Origin of the sequence: Candidatus Poriferisocius sp., from assembly GCF_965214065.1 — a bacterium.
Lineage (GTDB): Bacteria > Actinomycetota > Acidimicrobiia > Acidimicrobiales > Bin134 > Poriferisocius.
Window position 1 is genome coordinate 840,506 of sequence record NZ_CBDCAT010000028.1, and the last position, 15,799, is coordinate 856,304.

Annotated in this window: 14 protein-coding genes; 4 read left to right on the forward strand and 10 right to left on the reverse strand. The window is 63.3% G+C overall.

Features of this window, described 5'->3' with window-relative positions:
- Nucleotides 1-24: 24 nt before the first annotated feature.
- Entirely contained in the window at nt 25-1,203 is a 1,179-nt protein-coding gene (locus ACOOGG_RS15305; RefSeq protein WP_420436566.1) for a citrate/2-methylcitrate synthase, read from the forward strand.
- Here ACOOGG_RS15305 and ACOOGG_RS15310 read toward each other — a convergent pair.
- The 5 genes from ACOOGG_RS15310 to ACOOGG_RS15330 form a co-directional block, all read right to left on the reverse strand.
- Nucleotides 1,200-2,000, reverse strand: coding sequence for an amino acid ABC transporter ATP-binding protein (locus tag ACOOGG_RS15310; protein ID WP_420436568.1), 801 nt, complete (start codon nt 1,998-2,000; stop codon nt 1,200-1,202). The two genes, ACOOGG_RS15305 and ACOOGG_RS15310, sit on opposite strands and share 4 nt — an antisense overlap.
- Nucleotides 1,997-3,421 carry an amino acid ABC transporter permease gene (locus ACOOGG_RS15315; protein ID WP_420436570.1) on the reverse strand — a complete coding sequence of 475 codons (1,425 nt, stop codon included), beginning with the start codon at nt 3,419-3,421 and terminating at the stop codon, nt 1,997-1,999. Before ACOOGG_RS15315 ends, ACOOGG_RS15310 begins: the two co-directional genes overlap by 4 nt.
- 4 nt (nt 3,422-3,425) lie before the next feature.
- Nucleotides 3,426-4,973, reverse strand: a complete 1,548-nt coding sequence (locus ACOOGG_RS15320; protein WP_420436572.1) for an ABC transporter permease subunit — start codon at nt 4,971-4,973, stop codon at nt 3,426-3,428.
- 104 nt (nt 4,974-5,077) lie between these two features.
- On the reverse strand, nt 5,078-6,202 hold the full coding sequence (locus ACOOGG_RS15325) for an amino acid ABC transporter substrate-binding protein (protein ID WP_420436574.1): 1,125 nt from the start codon (nt 6,200-6,202) through the stop codon (nt 5,078-5,080).
- Nucleotides 6,203-6,314: 112 nt separating this feature from the next.
- Nucleotides 6,315-7,481, reverse strand: a complete 1,167-nt coding sequence (locus tag ACOOGG_RS15330) for an LLM class flavin-dependent oxidoreductase (protein WP_420436576.1) — start codon at nt 7,479-7,481, stop codon at nt 6,315-6,317.
- A 118-nt stretch (nt 7,482-7,599) separates the two neighbouring features.
- Here ACOOGG_RS15330 and ACOOGG_RS15335 point away from each other — a divergent pair, with 118 nt between their 5' ends.
- Nucleotides 7,600-8,088, forward strand: coding sequence for an NUDIX hydrolase (locus ACOOGG_RS15335; RefSeq protein WP_420436578.1), 489 nt, complete (start codon nt 7,600-7,602; stop codon nt 8,086-8,088).
- On the opposite strand, the gene ACOOGG_RS15340 is transcribed toward ACOOGG_RS15335, so the two are convergent.
- Nucleotides 8,085-8,333: a hypothetical protein gene (locus ACOOGG_RS15340; RefSeq protein ID WP_420436580.1), complete on the reverse strand. Its 249-nt coding sequence runs from the start codon at nt 8,331-8,333 to the stop codon at nt 8,085-8,087. The two genes, ACOOGG_RS15335 and ACOOGG_RS15340, sit on opposite strands and share 4 nt — an antisense overlap.
- Nucleotides 8,330-9,358 carry a glycosyltransferase family 4 protein gene (locus tag ACOOGG_RS15345; RefSeq protein WP_420437625.1) on the reverse strand — a complete coding sequence of 343 codons (1,029 nt, stop codon included), beginning with the start codon at nt 9,356-9,358 and terminating at the stop codon, nt 8,330-8,332. The genes ACOOGG_RS15340 and ACOOGG_RS15345 overlap by 4 nt, the downstream gene beginning before the upstream one ends.
- 46 nt (nt 9,359-9,404) lie before the next feature.
- Between ACOOGG_RS15345 and ACOOGG_RS15350 the strand changes: the two genes are divergently transcribed.
- The gene (locus ACOOGG_RS15350) at nt 9,405-10,562 is read left to right on the forward strand and encodes an MGH1-like glycoside hydrolase domain-containing protein (protein ID WP_420436582.1); all 1,158 of its coding nucleotides are present in this window, start codon (nt 9,405-9,407) and stop codon (nt 10,560-10,562) included.
- Between the two features lie 20 nt (nt 10,563-10,582).
- Here the strand turns inward: ACOOGG_RS15350 and ACOOGG_RS15355 are convergent, their stop codons facing one another.
- Together ACOOGG_RS15355 and ACOOGG_RS15360 are read right to left on the reverse strand one after the other, a co-directional pair.
- The gene (locus ACOOGG_RS15355; protein WP_420436584.1) at nt 10,583-11,167 is read right to left on the reverse strand and encodes a septum formation family protein; all 585 of its coding nucleotides are present in this window, start codon (nt 11,165-11,167) and stop codon (nt 10,583-10,585) included.
- A 15-nt stretch (nt 11,168-11,182) separates the two neighbouring features.
- A complete protein-coding gene (locus ACOOGG_RS15360) occupies nt 11,183-12,547 on the reverse strand; it encodes a class E sortase (RefSeq protein WP_420436586.1) in 1,365 nt (454 codons plus the stop codon).
- 75 nt (nt 12,548-12,622) lie between these two features.
- Here ACOOGG_RS15360 and ACOOGG_RS15365 point away from each other — a divergent pair, with 75 nt between their 5' ends.
- On the forward strand, nt 12,623-14,158 hold the full coding sequence (locus tag ACOOGG_RS15365) for an AMP-binding protein (RefSeq protein ID WP_420436588.1): 1,536 nt from the start codon (nt 12,623-12,625) through the stop codon (nt 14,156-14,158).
- Between the two features lie 4 nt (nt 14,159-14,162).
- On the opposite strand, the gene ACOOGG_RS15370 is transcribed toward ACOOGG_RS15365, so the two are convergent.
- The gene (locus ACOOGG_RS15370; RefSeq protein WP_420437627.1) at nt 14,163-15,797 is read right to left on the reverse strand and encodes a fumarate hydratase; all 1,635 of its coding nucleotides are present in this window, start codon (nt 15,795-15,797) and stop codon (nt 14,163-14,165) included.
- Nucleotides 15,798-15,799 lie beyond the last annotated feature (2 nt).

Consider the following 15,799-nt stretch of genomic DNA (forward strand, 5'->3'; position numbering starts at 1 on the left):
ATCAATCAATATAGTGAGGTGGAAATGGATGACTGGCTGACTAGTACCGAGGCCGCGGCCCGTCTGGGGGTCAAGCGGGCCACGCTCTACTCCTATGTGAGCCGAGGTCTATTGCAGCGAGTGGTTGATTTGGACGGCCGCAGCTCTCGCTTCGACCCCGAGGAAGTGGATCAGTTGCGCTCCCGTTCGGGCCGTCGACGGGAGGACGAGATCGGTGTCCTGGTTTCCACTGGCATTACCCATGTTGATGATGGGGACCTTCGGGTACGAGGGCGAGATCTGATCGGGCTGGCTGCCGAAACCCGATTTGAAGGTGCAGTCGATTGGGCGTGGGGATCTGAGCCTGATGCCGAGTGGCCCAAGAGCGACGAGGCAGAGGAATTGTCCCGTCAAGTCCAAGGCCTGCTGCCTGATACCGACTCGATGATGGACCGCCTCCGAATCGCGGTGAGCATCGCGTCGGCCACCGACCCACTCCGCAATGACCTCTCGGCCTCATCAGTACGGGCTGCGGGCCGAAGGCTGCTTTTTGTGATGGTGCACTCACTACCGGTGGTCGCGGCACCTAGGGAGGGTGATCTGTCTGAGCGGCTCTGGTGTCGATTGGCTCCGGGACGGTCCAATCCACGGCAGCGGGCAGTCCTCAATCGTGCGCTAGTCCTACTGCTAGACCATGGCCTGGCCAGCTCGACGCTCGGAGTTCGGGTGGCAGCGTCGGTGAGAGCCGACCCCTATTCAGCAGTGGCAGCCGGCCTTGGGATTCTGGGCGGGCGGCTGCACGGGGCGGCCAGCGGTCCTGTTCACCGCATCTTCCAAGATGCCGCAGCCAGCGGTGATCCCGCTGGAGCGCTGGGCGAGGCCCAGCGAAGGACTGGCTACACTCCCGGGTTCGGCCATGCCGTTTACCGCCAGCGGGACCCTCGTTGCAGCGCGCTCATAGAGGCGGTGGCCGGAGCGTGGGCATCGCACGAGCATCTTCCAAAGGTGCTCACCGTGCAGAGCCTGGCAACAGAGCGCACCGATGCACCCGCCACCGTGGACTTCGCGTTGGGTGCCATGACCTTCTTGGCCGGAATGCGCCCTGAAGCGGGCGAAGCAATCTTCGCTATAGCCCGCACCGCTGGCTGGATCGCTCACGCCCTAGAGGAATACGGCGAAGACCCAGTCCGCTTCCGCTTCCGAGCCCGGTACATCGAGGACTAGAGGATCTGAGACAGGAAGAGTTGGGTGCGTTCTTCTCGGGGGTTGGTGAAGAAGTGCTCGGGCTCGCCCACTTCGACGATCTCGCCGTCGGCCATGAAAATGACCCGGTCGGCAGCTTCCCGGGCGAAGCCCATCTCATGGGTTACCACGATCAAGGTCATTCCCGTCTGTGACAGTTCGAGGATCACATCGAGAACTTCGGAGATCATCTCGGGGTCTAGGGCCGACGTGGGTTCGTCGAACAGCATGATCTTGGGCTGCATGGCGAGCGATCGAGCAATGGCCACCCGCTGCTGCTGGCCACCGGAGAGCTGACCGGGGAACTTGCGGGCTTGCTCGGGGATCTTGACTCGCTCCAAGAGCTCCATTGCCCGATCCTCAGCCTGCTTCTTGGGCATCTTGAGAACTTGGCGGGGCCCCAGGGTGATGTTGTCGATCACAGTGAGGTGGGGGAACAGATTGAACTGCTGGAAGACCATGCCGGTCTCCCGGCGGATGAGGGCGATGTTGCGCACGTCATCGGTGAGCTCGACCCCGTCTACCACTATGCGGCCTCGATCGTGTTGCTCCAGCCTGTTTATGCAGCGGATAAGGGTGGACTTTCCCGATCCCGACGGCCCGATCACCACCACAACCTCGCCTGCGCCCACCTTCATATCGATGTTGGAGAGAGCTTGGAAGGTCCCAAAGAACTTGTCCACGCCCGCCATCTCGACCATTAGCTCGCGTCCACCGATCTGGGTGGCATCACTGTCGACGCCGGTGGTGGATGGGGTAAATGCTGTTGTATCTGTCATCGTTCTCCGACTCCGAGATGGCGCTCAAGGCGCTGGCTCTCTTTGGACATGGTGTAGCTGAGCGCCCAGTAGGCGATAGCCACAAACACCAGGGTTTCTGCAATAGCCGTAGTTGAGTACTCCTGCTGGGAGTGGATGAGCTCTCGGGCCCGGTAGAATTCCACCACACTGATAATGGCGAACAGCGAACTGTCTTTGAACAGGCTGATGAACTGTCCCACCATTGCGGGGATAACCGCCCGTAGGGCCTGAGGCAGCACTATGAGACGCATGACGCCGGGAGGCTGAAGTCCTATTGCTTGACCAGCCTCGATCTGGCCTTTGGGCACGGCTTGCAGTCCGCCTCGCACTACCTCAGCCAAATATGCCGAGCTGAAGATGGTGAAGGCAATGAGGGTTCGGGTAGTCAGCGACAGAGGTGTTTCCACATCCAGGAAGAAATCAATGAAAATCTTCGCCACAAACAGCAGGGCGATAAAGGGCACACCGCGGAACAACTCAATGTAGGTTACGCAGAGCCAACGGACCACAGGCAGCGAAGAGCGTCGTCCGGCGGCCAAGAGCAGGCTTAGCGGGAAGGACAAGGTGATGGCGGTAATGGTGGCCACCAAGGTGAGGTACAAGCCCGACCAGTTGTCCCAGCTGATCCCGGAATTCTCACCTATGAGCCAGTATGCAATTCGCACGACAACAACAGCGGCCACAATCGCTGTGAAGCGCCAAGCGCTGCGATGCCAGGGGGTTTCGGTTTCAATCTTGGACGTGGCCTGCATGGCTACAAATGCGCCCAGACCAGCGGTCCACCACCAGGCGCTGCCGTGTGTGCCCGAAACCACTTGGAAAGACGCAATGGACAACAAGGCCGAGGTGTGCCAAGAGGTCTGTCTAGCTGCACGCGGTAGGCGTATGGCTATAGACCGTACTGACAGGCCCAGTACGACTGTGGATAGTGTGAACAGAGTCGGCCAGATAGTGCGGGTGAACAGCAAGATGAAGATCAGCAAGAAGAGGACAGGCCAATAGCGGCGGAGCAGGTCTAAGGGCTTAGGCAGGCTAAAGGCCACGCCGGTGTCTTTGGCCCGATCTTTGCTTTGCGCGGTTGAGGCACCCCATGCCAGACCAACAGCGGTTACTACCAAGTACATCTGCGCCACGAGGCGCCACTGCTCGTCGCGGGGGTATGTGCCAGTCATGAGCAGTGTGAGGTTCTTGCGCACTGCTTCCCACTGGGCTGTGACCAACATGAAGCGCCCGGCGTAGTAGACGAGGATTGCCCCCACTACCGCAGCAATTACGGTGACAAGTGCGTTGTACCATGTGTTGAAGAGGTGCTTGCGTGCCCAATCCCCCGCAGAAAGTGTGGCATCAGGGGCAAGTCTCTCTTTGGGGTTAGGCATCATGGGGGAAGCGGGAGACGTCATTGCCTTATCTCTCCTTTAGCTGAAGAGAGCGGTTGTAGACGTTTAACAGTGCAGATACCACGAGGTTGATAGTCAAGTAAACGGTTATCAAGATCAGCACGAGTTGGGGAGCGGGGAAGTTTATGCCCCAAGCGGTGACGGCGACCTGTGTCAGATCTGGGTAAGCGACGACAATGCCAAGAGATGTGTTCTTGATGAGGTTGGCGCACTCGCTGATATAGGGGGGTATTGCAATCCTCTGGGCCTGCGGCAAGACGACATGGCGATAGCGCTGCCCTGCCTTTAGAGCCACCGACGTTGCTGCCTCTGTCTGCCCCTTGGGCACAGCGAGTATGGACCCTCGAACTATTTCAGCTACGAAACTGGCGGTGTACAAGCCCAAGGCCAGGGTAAGGGCCATGTAACCGGAGTTGGTGCTGAATCCTCCCTCCACTTTTCTTCCAGACTCAGAGACGGCTGGCCAGGACCACGAGTACGGGGAGCCCGTGGCTATGAATGCCAAGACGACGATTACTGCGAAAGTACCAAGCGACCAAGCTAGGCGATGGTGGGGGATGCCTGTATTGCTATTGCGGCGAGTACGCCAGCTCCAGACGGCCGCGGCGATGATCGCCGCGGCCAGCACGACGACCCAGAAGGCGGCCAAGTTGCCTTCTTCTGAGAACGAGGGGATGGCCCAGCGGTCTTTGCTGACAATGATCCAGTTGCTGTCGGAGCCTGGCAGCTTGCCCTGCCACGGGGGGTTGGAGGGGTTGAACTTGGGGAGTGGGCCGTAAGTGAAGATGGCGAACCCGAAGAAGACGATGACTACCAGCGGGGGGATGTTGCGCAGGGTCTCCACGTAGATGGCTGCCCCTTTGGCCAATAGCCAGTTGGACGATAGGCGTGCGATTCCAACGAAGAGTCCTACAAGAGTGGCTATGAAGACGCCGACCAATGACGCGGCGATGGTGTTCTTGAAGCCGATGAAAAGCGCTTTCCACACAGGGTCTCGCACGTTGAAGCCGAAGGCGTCGCGGAGAGCCACTCCGTAAGGCTTGTCAAGGAAGTCGAAGCCTTTGGGCAGGCCGAGTTCGTCCATCTTCTCGATGAGGTTGTGGAACATCCAGCGGATGAGAGCTACTACGACGACCACTGCCAGTATCTGGATGGCGACCCGGAGTACTCGAACATCGCGCCAAAGGGCTGGAATGCCCGGTTCTGGAACTCGCGGATCGCTGGTAGGAAGGGTTCTCTTTTCGACGCCATCGAAAATGGTTCGTATCCCGGCCGCGGTTTTGCCCGGGGTCTGGCCGATTCGCACAGCGTCGATAATCATGATGGCGGCGACGGCTGCGGGGGCTGCCACGAGGAAGAACCAAGCAAGGACCAGCTCAGGGAGGTCGCTATATCCATCGAGCAGCCTGAGGCCGAGCTGCCAGCAGGAGACCACCCCGACAAAGCCCAGGACCAGCAGGTCGATCACCCCGGCAAAAGCCCTACGGCTGAAGGGCGCGGAAGGTACTGCGGTGAGATCAGCTTGTGTGCTGGCGAAATCAGCGGTGCTGCTCATAGCAGTGTGACTTTGAACATTAGACGAGAGCGGCCCACCGGTTGGTGACCGGTGGGCCGCTCATTGTTCAGTGTTCGCTCGCTGGGAAACGAGCGGGGTTTTCCCTAGCGGTAGGGCGGGACGTACATGAGCCCGCCGTTGGACCAGAGGTCGTTCACGCTGCCGTTGAGGACCCCCAACTGCGGATAGCGGTTGAAGATCTCCTCGTAGTTGCCAACCTGCTCCACCACGTTCACGGCGAAGTCGGTGGGCAGGCCGAGGCCCGGATCGAAACCGTCGCGGCCGAGGAAGTTCAAGATGTTGGGGTCGGTGCCGTCATAGCTGCCGATGTTGGTGGAGTCGAGCCCGAACTCCCAGGCCTGCACGGTAGCCATGGTGGCCCAGTTCACAACCTGCGCCCACTCGGTGTCGCCGTCGCGCACCACGGTGCCAAGGGGCTCCTTGGAGATGAGCTCGGCCATGACGTGCTGTTCGGGGCCGTTGTTCTGCTCGATTTCGTACTTGAACACGCCGAGCACGCTGCTGTCGGCAGTCATCGCCTCGCACTGGCCCTCTTCGTAGGCTGGCACCAAGGTGTCGAAGCCCTCGAAGGTGACCGGGTTGAAGGGGATGCCGCGGGCGGCGAACACTGCGGTGAGGTTCAGCTCGGTGGTGGTACCGGTGCTCACGCAGATGTTGGCGTCGGCCAGGTCGTCCAGAGTGGTGAAGCCGGTGGAGGCCGGCACCATGAGGCCCTGGCCGTCGTAGTAGGTGGTGAACAAGAAGTTGGCACCCTCGGTACCGTCACGGGTGGCGGTCCAGGTGGTGTTGCGGTTCATCACCTCGAACTGGCCTGAGGCCAGGGCGGTGAAGCGCTCGGCGCTGGTGACCGGAACGATCTCAACGGCATCGGCATCGCCGAAAATGGCGGCTGCCACTACGCGGCACATGTCGATGTCGAAGCCCTCGTACTCGGCGTTCTCGTTCAACAATGCAAAGCCGGGCACGTCGTCGCGGGAGCCGCACAGCACATGGCCGCGGTCCATGACGGCCTGCAAGGTTCCGCCGTCTTGGACAAGATCGACAGTGGCTTCGGGTGCCTCAGTGGGTTCAGGCGCTTGGGTGGCTGCCTCGGTGGCCTCAGGGGCCGCCGGGCTGTCATCGTCATCGTTGCCACACGAAGCGGCAATCAACGAGAAGGCCAACACCAACCCGAGCAGGGCCAGCAAGCGGTGAAAGGACTTTTGCATGTTATTGCTCCCAACGTTGGACTCAAGGGACGGACAAGAGGTTAGCGCCCAGGTCGCGGCTTGGCTAGACCCGCGTGAAGTCTAGCTTCGAGGTGACTTGCGCGCGCTTGCCCTACCCCGCCGCGGCTAGGGCTGCCTCGCGCTGGCGGGTTGAGCGGTGGACCGGGTCGGTGTCGATCACCGGGATGACGTGGTCGCCGAAGTTCATGATGGTCTCGCGCACCACCTCCATGGGCAGGGTTGAGGTGAGCGGGCTGATCACGTACTGATCCGCTCCCACCCTCTCGTACTGGCGGGACACATGAATGCAGTCCTCGACATTGCCCACGCACAGCGACCCGCCGTCGATGGCCATCTTGACGTCTTCGTGGGTGGGCTCGGGGATGACCGCCGGCCACTCCGGGATCCCCTCGGGCTTGGGGAAGGTGTCCAGCCAGCGGTACACGAGGCACTGGTAGTAGTACATGTGGCTGCGAGTGGCCAGGTCGATGGCCATTTCACGGTCGTCCAGGCAGATGCCGAATCCCACGCACATCACATTGTCGTGGACGAAGTCGCCCACCGGGTTCTTGCAGCTGGCGATCTCGTTCTTGTAGATCTCGATCAGCGGGGCAATCTCGTCGGGGGTGCCGATGGTGAAGCACAGCACTCCGATGCCCAGCTTGCCGGCCTTCTCGAAGGTGCCCGGGCTGCCGCAGGCCACCCACAGCGGAGGATGGGGTTTGGTGACCGGCTTGGGGAAGATCTCCCGGGCCGGCATCGAGAAACTGTCGCCTTCATAGCTGTAGGCACCCTCGCGCCACATCTGGGGGATCTGGGCGATGGCCTCGCCCCACAGTCCCCGGGTTACCTCGGTGTCGGCCAAACCGGTATCCGGGTCGCGGGGCGTGCCTGGCATGCCGAAGCCCATCACCTCGGTGGACGACGAGCCCCGGCCGGTGCCCAACTCGAAGCGGCCGTTGGACAGCACATCGATCATGGCGGCCCGCTCGGCCGAGCGAACCGGGTGGTTCACCGGGGCGGTGATGTTGAAGATGGCCGAGCCCAGATGCACGTTCTCGGTGGTGGACGCCACCGCGGAGAGGAACACCTCGGGGGCCGACATGTGGGAGTACTCCCGCAAGAAGTGGTGCTCTGAGGCCCAGATGTACTTGAACCCGTTGCTGTCGCAAAGCTGCGAGATCTCCAAGTTGTCGCGGATGCGCTGGGCCTCCCAGTCGGGATTGCCTTCGTAGCCGAAATCGGGCACGAAGCACTGGGCAAAATATCCGAACTCCATTTTGGGCATCCCCCTGGTTGTGGCGTGTCGAGCCGGACTGTACCGGCGCACGGCGACAGCGATCTATCCAGGGACTGAATCGGCCGCTCTGTGGCCCCGGCGGGTATGGTCGGCGGCCATGGCATGGACCTTGCGGCGACCGGCAGCCCGCGTGGTGCTGTTAGACCGGCATGGGCGCATCTTCATGATGCAGGCCAGCGACCCCATCGACCCCCATAAGGGGCCTTGGTGGGAGATTCCGGGCGGAGGCTTGGGCCCGGGGGAGGATTCGGCGGAGGGGGCCCGTCGCGAGCTTTGGGAAGAAGCCGGGTTTGCCGACGTGGAGGTCGGCCCCTGCATTTGGACCCAGCACGTGGAGTTCGATTTCGCCGGCATCCATTTCGACTCCAATGAGCGCATCCATGTGGCCTGGTGCCCTGACGGGGGTGAATGGGCTCCTCAACATCTTGAGGCACTCGAGGCGGCGGCGTTTGAGGATGCCCGCTGGTGGACGTTGGAAGAGTTGCTGGGTTCCGATGATCAGGTACTGCCGGAGCGGCTGCGGGAGTTCCTGCCTGATGTGGTTGCTGGCCGGCTGCCTGAAGAGCCGATCGACATAAGCCCTTAGCTCAAGGGTTCCTCCCGGTCGGCGGCTCTTACCGCGTAGGAGAAGATGATGGCGGGGGCGAGGACGAGGGAGCCGACGAGGAGGCAGACGATGATGGCGGTGACTAGGGAGCTGCGGAAGCTGGAGGCGAAGCCGGTGAAGAACAGGGCGGCGGCGGCCAGATACAGCAGATAGCCCAGTCTCTGGCCGGTTGTGGTCAACCGCGCGATTAGCCGACGGCGGGCGGCTAGGTCCCCGGCGCTCACGGCAGCCATCCGGCGTCGTCCAAGAGTGCGACCAAGTCTGATCGGACTCGTTCCAAGGAGAAGTGCTGCTGGGCGATGGCTTGATTCTGGTCCAACAGATCGGTGTCGGGGCAGTTCAGGAACGCCTGGATCTCAACGAGTTGGTCGGGGGTGAACCACTGGAATCCGAACTCGGCCAGCTCGTGGGCCACCGGGTAGTCGCCCACAACGCAAGGTCGCCGCCAGATGGCTGCCTCCACCGGCGGATTGCCGAATCCCTCCCAGACCGACGGGAACACCACCAGATCGGCGGCGGCGTAGATGTCGGGAGTGCGGGCCACCGGCCGATGAATGACCGGGCAGCGGGCCTCGGCCAACAGGCGCTCCAAGGTGGTGTCGTATCCTTCTTCTGCTTGCCCCATCAGCCAATAGGCGCCGTTCAGCTCTTCGGTGATGGCGATGGCCGCGGGGATGTTCTTGCGGGGAATGGCCCGCACCGGGTGGGCGACGAGCAGGGTCTCGTCGTCCACTTCCAGCTTGGCCCGCATCGCGGCCCGGTCGCCCTCGGGGCTGGTGGTGTCGAAGCCGTTGTAAATCACAGTGGTTTCGATGCCCCGCTGGGAGAACTGCTCGGCGGTGAACCGATTGATGACCACATGGCGCCAAGAGGGGTCGTCGGGGGGCAGCTCGGTCACCGCTGCGAACCGCTCCCGCTGCCACGGGGGATCGTGGTGGTGGAGGATGGCGGGGTGCCCGGCCAGAACACGGGCCACCGTCCGGGCAGCCGGGAGGTTCAGAGGGATGGTGCAGAGGTTCTCCACCACTACCAAATCGGCATCAGACACCGCGGCGGTGAAAAGGTCGGGGTCGGGTCCGTCGAACTGGTCGATGCCGAGGCCGGGAACTAGCCGGTCAACCGGACCTTCCCCGGCCACCGTCACAATGTCGAAGCCGATGTCGGCGAGCATCTTCTGCCAGAGCCGGGCGACGACCGACACGCCGTCGCTCAACCCCAGTCGAAATGAGACGATCGCGGCCCGGACCATTCCCACGAGGTAACCAGATTGCGTCCTATCGTGAGACTCTGGAGATATGGACGAGCCCGAGGAATTCAACCGCTCAGCGGTGCGGGATGCGGCCCGGGCAGTACTGGAAGCCCACTGGGTTCCTGAGGGCTATGCCGTTCCGAATCCTGCGACCTACCCCTGGCAGTGGTTGTGGGATTCGTGCTTTCACGCGGTGTGCTGGGCTGAGCTGGGCGACGACCGCGGGCTGACCGAGCTCCAGACTGCGCTGTCGGTTCAATCCGTCGACGGGTTCGTTCCCCACATGAACTATGTGCGCCATCCCGGTGTGGCCGCCGACTTGTGGGGTCGAAATGAGGCATCGTCTATCACCCAGCCCCCCATGTACGGGCATGCCGTAGCGGAGTTGGTGCGGCGAGGGGCAGACGTCGACGATGAGACGTTGGCCAAGGCCGAGCACGGCCTGCGGTTTCTGCTGTTCGACCGCCACCGCCATCCCAGTGGGCTGGTGGCGCTGTGTCATCCGTGGGAGAGCGGCGCTGACGACAGTCCCCGCTGGGATGACTTCTGTCCCGGTGGATTCTCTTTGGAAGCTTGGCGACCGCTCAAGAACCAGCTGGTGGCGTCGATCGAGCACAGTCCGGCAGGCTCTCCGGTGGCCAATCCGGCGTTCGAGTCTGCATCGGCGGGATTCAACGCATTGGTGGTGTTCAATGCTTGGGAACTGGCCGCAGTGGCCGGGCGGTCGGAGGTGACCGACCGGGCTGACGATCTGGCTGGATGTCTGGCCACCCGATGGGACGAATCCCATCGTACCTGGGCTGATGCCGGCGCGGCGGAGGAGGGATCAGGGCGGGTGCGCACTTTGGACGGACTGCTGCCGATGCTGGTTTCCTCCGAGTCCGGCCGGATTGACGCGGTGGCTGCCGACTTGGTCGATCCCTCGGCCTATGGCGGAAGCTGCGGGCCGACGGGCGTTCACCGGGAGGAGCCCGTTTTCGATCCCCGCGCCTATTGGCGAGGGCCGGCATGGCCCCAGCTCAGCTACCTGATGTGGGTGGGATTGCGCCGGCACGGCCAGGGCGAAGCCGCTGAGGCGGTGGTCTCATCCACCGTGAGAGGGGCGATGCGGAGCGGATTTGCCGAGTACTGGAACCCAGACGACGGAACCGGGGGTGGTGCTGTGCCGCAGTCGTGGACGGCATTGGCCGCGCTGATGGTGTGATGCGTGCTCGGGACTAGATCTCAGAGGCCGATGCCCTCCACATCGGTCTTCAGGAGCCACCGATTGCGGTCGAACACATAGCAGGAGATCCGGCGGCGGTAGTTTTCGCCCTCCCAGTCGGTTCGGCTGGGGGTGATCATGCCGATGTCGAGCTCTGACAACTCGTAGACCAGACCCACAAACGGCTCGAACCGGTCATAGCACTGCTTTTGACCCCAATCGTTGACCGCCTCTTCCCCGGGATAGGGGGCGCCGGGCGGGGCGTCGTTGATAACGATGGCGTACACCTGGGCATTGTGAGGGCGGGTACAGCCAATGGCAGTGGTCAGCTGCGCGGGCAGGTCGTTACGGTCCAGATACCGGTACTGGTTGAAACACGTTCCCACCAGAAGGTCATAGGGCTCGGTGACGAGCCCCTCGAACCGATCCCGCAGATCCTCCTCCGTGGGCAGCAGATCGGGCTCGGCGGTGGGCTCAACAAACACCTCGTCAAGCCGGGATTCCTCGGACTCTTCGCCGGCGCAGCCGGTAGCGGTAAGGGCCAGCACCAGCGACAGCGCCACGGCTGTCAGGATGCGGTTGACTCCCGGCGTCCGGTGGTCCATCAATCAGTCCATAACTCAGTAGGAGGGGAGGATCCTGTCGATGTGCCAGAACGCCATGAACATCACGACCAGGAAGGGTAGAGCCGACAGGGCGTAGGCAGGCAGCTTCTTCCACCGGTGTCCCGCGAACAGGGCGAAGAACCAGATGGCCAGCGCGGCCAAACCCCACAATACGGCCGGCGGCCATGCGTCGGCGTCACCGTTGAGCCCCTCACCGAAGGAATCGGTAGTCGCGGTGGGTGCCTGCGCCGCAGGGACGGGGCTTTGCGGCTCGGTAGGCGGTTGATCTCCAGCGGCAGTTACCGGCGCTTGCTCGGGCGCCTCTTCGGCGGCCTCCGGAGTCGGGGCTCCCGCGGGTGCCTCTTCTGTTGGAGCAGCCGCTGGCGTCGGGGTTGGGGTCGTGTCGTCGGCAGATGGCGGCGTCGGGGTCGTCGTTGCCTCTTCTACTGGAGCAGCCGTTGGCGTCGGGGTCTGGGTGACCGTCTCGGTGGGGTCGGCCGTCTCGTTCACATCCTCATCAGCCAGCTGAGCGTCCACTTGACCGTCGGCGCCGAGTTGGCGATAGGAAGGAACGGGTTCGCCCACCAGCTCGGCCACCACGATGATGCGCTGTCGGGCCGAGCCCTTGGGATGGCAGGCGGTGAGGGTGAGTCGATTGGGGTGCTCGCTGAAATCCTGGTCGAGCACCTCAATCGCGCCGGGCGACACGATTAGGTGCCCGTGGCCGTCTCCCTGGGCCACCACTTGGTAGACGAATCTCCCCTGGATGGTCTCGACGAAGATCTGATCGCCGGGAACCAACTCGTTGATCTCTCCGAAGGGCGCCCCATAGGTGGTGCGGTGCCCGGCGATGGCCGCGTTTCCTGCCTGGCCGGGAAGGGGCGTGTTGGGGTAATGGCCAGGGGCTTTGCGGAGATCGCTGACCCTAACCCCCTCAACCACGGTCTTGGACAATCCGATGGTGGGGATGTGGATCCGGGCGAGAGGCGATCCCCAGTCGGGGTAGAGCAGTTCCAGCCACGCAGGATCGGGGGTGGGCTCAGGGGTGGCGGTGGGTTGGGGGGTGGCTGTCGGGGTCGGGCTCGGTTTTGTCTGGACCGGGTCGATTTCCTCCACGGGAAGAGGGTCTTCGGTGGGTTCGGGGGTGGCGGTGGGCTCAGGAGTGGGCTCGGGGGTGGTGGACACCCCCGGATCGGAGGGCGGCGGGCTGAGTCCCTCAGAGGTCTCCAGCAGATCGGAGAACTGGCCTTCTAGATCTTGCTGGGCCCGGGCTTCTATGACACCGGTGCCCCACAGCTGGAAGATACCGAACAGCAGGATGATGATGCCGATGCAGATGACTGTCTTGCCGAATGCTCCGAGGATTCGCGCAACCGTCACGGCTGAAATTGTAGGAGTGGACTGCGGCGAACCCACAGCAGGCACTCAACGCAAGGGGGTGGATACGGTGGGGGCATGAAAGTTGCTCTGTGCGTGGGGGATTTCCTGGCCCGGGCCGAGACGGTGTACGGCGACCGAGTGGGAATCGTAGACGAACCGGATCAACCTGCAGAGGGGTGGGGCGAGCTGACCTATTCTCGGATGGCCGAATTGGCCCGAGCCCAGGCGGCGGGGTTGGACGAGCACGGCATCGGCTTCGGTGAGCGGGTGGCCATCGTGTCTCACAACGCGGCGCGGCTGATGGTCTCTTTGTTCGGAGTGAGCGGGAACGGCCGGGTGTGCGTGCCCATCAACTTCCGGCTCAATCAAGACGAGATCAGCTACATCGTTGAGCACTGCGGAGCGACGATGCTGCTGATCGACCCCGAGCTGGGCGACGCGCTGGCCGGGGTCGAGTGCCGCCATCGCTACGTGATCGGCGCCGAATCTGATGACGCCCTCTACCGGTTCGACGTTGAGCCCGAGCCGTGGACTCCCGAAGAGGACGCCACTGCCACCATCAACTACACATCGGGTACCACCGCCCGCCCCAAGGGCGTGCAGATGACCCACCGCTCGCTGTGGCTGAACGCCACCACCTTCGGCTGGGCCGCCGGTGTGAGCGACCGGGATGTGTACCTCCACACGCTTCCGATGTTCCACTGCAACGGGTGGGGCATGCCCTATGCCGTCAGCGGGGCCGGGGCCCGCCACATCGTGCTGCGCAAAGTGGACGGCGAGGAGATCCTTCGCCGGGTTGAGCGCCACGGAGTGACCTACATGTGCGGAGCACCGGCGGTGGTGGCCGCGGTGTTGGACGCCGCCCAGGAATGGGAGGGGGAGATTCCCGGTTCGGGTCGGGTGCGGATGACCGTGGCTGGGGCGCCCCCGCCCACCCGCACCATCGAGCGGATGGAGACCGAACTGGGCTGGGAGTTCATGCAGCTCTACGGCCTGACCGAGACTGCCCCCTATTTGACCATGAACCGCCGCCGGGCCGAGTGGGACCATCTGAGCCCGGCGGAGCGGGCCTCAAAGCTGTCTCGCCAGGGAGTACCCGCGCTGGGCGTCTCGCTGGACGTCGACGAATCCGGCGAGGTGCTGGCCCGGGGCAACCATGTTCTGGCCGGCTATTGGGAGCAGCCCGAGGCATCGGCTGAGGCCTTGGCCGGGGGCTGGTTCCACACTGGCGACGGCGGCCACATCGACGCCGAGGGCTATCTCTCATTGTCGGACCGCAAGAAGGACGTGATCATCTCCGGCGGCGAGAACGTTTCGTCCATAGAAGTGGAGGATGCCCTGTTCTCCCACGAGGCGGTGGCCGAGGTGGCGGTCATCGGAGTACCCGACCAGAAGTGGGGCGAGACGGTGAAAGCCCTGGTGGTGCTGGCCCCGGGAGCATCGGCCACCGAAGCCGAGCTGATCCAGCACTGCCGCGACCGCTTGGCCCACTACAAGTGCCCCACATCAGTGGAGTTCCGCGAGGAACTGGCCCGCACTGCCACCGGCAAGCTCCAAAAATACCGCCTCCGCGACCCCTACTGGATCGACCGAGACCGCAGAATCAACTAGCTCTCTAGTTGATCGCCACCGGGGTTGATACCTCGGTGAAGAAGTCGTTGCCTTTGTCGTCGGTGACGATGAAGGCGGGGAAGTCCTCGACTTCGATCCGGTACACCGCTTCCATGCCCAGTTCGGGGTACTCCAGCACCTCCACCTTGCGGATGGAGTCCTTGGCCAGCCGGGCTGCTGGGCCGCCGATCGAGCCGAGGTAGAACCCGCCGTAGCGGGCGCAGGCATCGATCACCTGACGGGATCGGTTGCCCTTGGCCAGCATGATCAGGCTTCCGCCTGCGGCCTGGAACTGGTTCACGTAGGCATCCATGCGCCCCGCGGTGGTGGGGCCGAACGATCCTGAGGCGTAGCCCTCAGGGGTTTTGGCTGGGCCGGCGTAGTACACCGGGTGGTCGCGCAGGTACCCGGGCATGGGCTCGCCGGCGTCGAGGCGCTCCTTGATCCGGGCGTGGGCGATGTCTCGACCCACTACCAAGGTGCCGGTGAGCGACAGACGAGTCTTCACCGGGTGCTTTGACAGCTCGGCTCGGATGTCGGCCATGGGCCGATTCAGGTCGATGCGAACCACCTGGTCGCTCAGGTCGTCGTCGGTGACCTCCGGCAGGAAGCGGGCCGGATCGGTCTCCAACCGCTCCAAGAAGATCCCCTCAGACGTAATCTTGCCCAGAGCCTGACGGTCGGCCGAGCACGACACCGCCACCCCCACCGGGCAGGAGGCGCCGTGGCGGGGCAGCCGGATCACCCGCACGTCGTGGCAGAAGTACTTGCCACCGAATTGGGCCCCGATCCCGAAGTTCCGGGTCAGCTCCAGAATGCGATCCTCCCACTCCAGGTCGCGGTAGGCATGGCCGGTCTCAGAACCCTCGGTGGGAAGGGTGTCCAGGTAACGGGCTGAGGCGTACTTGGCCACCTTGAGCGTGTACTCCGCGGAGGTGCCTCCGATGACCACGGCCAAGTGGTAGGGCGGACAGGCGGCGGTTCCCAAGGTGCGGAGCTTCTCGTCCATGAATCGGGTGAGCGACTCGGGGTTGAGCAGCGCCTTGGTCTCCTGGAACAGATACGACTTGTTGGCCGAGCCGCCACCTTTGGCCATGAATAGAAACGAGTAGGCATCTCCCGGCACTGCATAGATCTCGATCTGCGCGGGCAAGTTGTTGCCGGTGTTGCGCTCCTCGAACATGGACATCGGGGCCAATTGCGAATAGCGGAGGTTCGAGGTCTGGTAGGTGTCGAACACTCCCCGGGCGATAGCCTGCTCGTCGTCAGCATCGGTTAGCACTCGCTCGCCTTTGTGGCCCATCACCACGGCCGTCCCGGTGTCCTGGCAGCCGGGCAGCACGCCGCCGGCCGCGATATTGGCGTTGCGAAGCAATTCGGTGGCCACAAATCGGTCGTTGGCCGAGGCCTCGGGGTCATCCAAGATTGCGGCCAATTGGGACAGGTGTCCGGGTCGCAGCAGGTGGGCAATGTCCCGCATAGCCTCACTGGTGAGCAGGCGGATGCCCTCGGGGTCGACTTGGAGGAAATGGCGGTGGCCGAGCGTGACCGTAGAGACGTAATCCGTGGTCAGCAGGCGGTATTCGGTGGTGGTGTCAGGCCCTTTGGGGAGCAGTTCGGAGTAGGCGAAATCGGCCATGC

Coding starts and splice junctions, on each gene's coding strand:
- ACOOGG_RS15310 (WP_420436568.1), bottom strand. CDS start 2,000: ATGACAGATACAACAGCATTTACCCCATCCACCACCGGCGTCGACAGT.
- ACOOGG_RS15365 (WP_420436588.1), top strand. CDS start 12,623: ATGAAAGTTGCTCTGTGCGTGGGGGATTTCCTGGCCCGGGCCGAGACG.
- ACOOGG_RS15330 (WP_420436576.1), bottom strand. CDS start 7,481: ATGGAGTTCGGATATTTTGCCCAGTGCTTCGTGCCCGATTTCGGCTAC.
- ACOOGG_RS15305 (WP_420436566.1), top strand. CDS start 25: ATGGATGACTGGCTGACTAGTACCGAGGCCGCGGCCCGTCTGGGGGTC.
- ACOOGG_RS15345 (WP_420437625.1), bottom strand. CDS start 9,358: ATGGTCCGGGCCGCGATCGTCTCATTTCGACTGGGGTTGAGCGACGGC.
- ACOOGG_RS15325 (WP_420436574.1), bottom strand. CDS start 6,202: ATGCAAAAGTCCTTTCACCGCTTGCTGGCCCTGCTCGGGTTGGTGTTG.
- ACOOGG_RS15350 (WP_420436582.1), top strand. CDS start 9,405: ATGGACGAGCCCGAGGAATTCAACCGCTCAGCGGTGCGGGATGCGGCC.
- ACOOGG_RS15315 (WP_420436570.1), bottom strand. CDS start 3,421: ATGACGTCTCCCGCTTCCCCCATGATGCCTAACCCCAAAGAGAGACTT.
- ACOOGG_RS15355 (WP_420436584.1), bottom strand. CDS start 11,167: ATGGACCACCGGACGCCGGGAGTCAACCGCATCCTGACAGCCGTGGCG.
- ACOOGG_RS15320 (WP_420436572.1), bottom strand. CDS start 4,973: ATGAGCAGCACCGCTGATTTCGCCAGCACACAAGCTGATCTCACCGCA.
- ACOOGG_RS15335 (WP_420436578.1), top strand. CDS start 7,600: ATGGCATGGACCTTGCGGCGACCGGCAGCCCGCGTGGTGCTGTTAGAC.
- ACOOGG_RS15370 (WP_420437627.1), bottom strand. CDS start 15,797: ATGGCCGATTTCGCCTACTCCGAACTGCTCCCCAAAGGGCCTGACACC.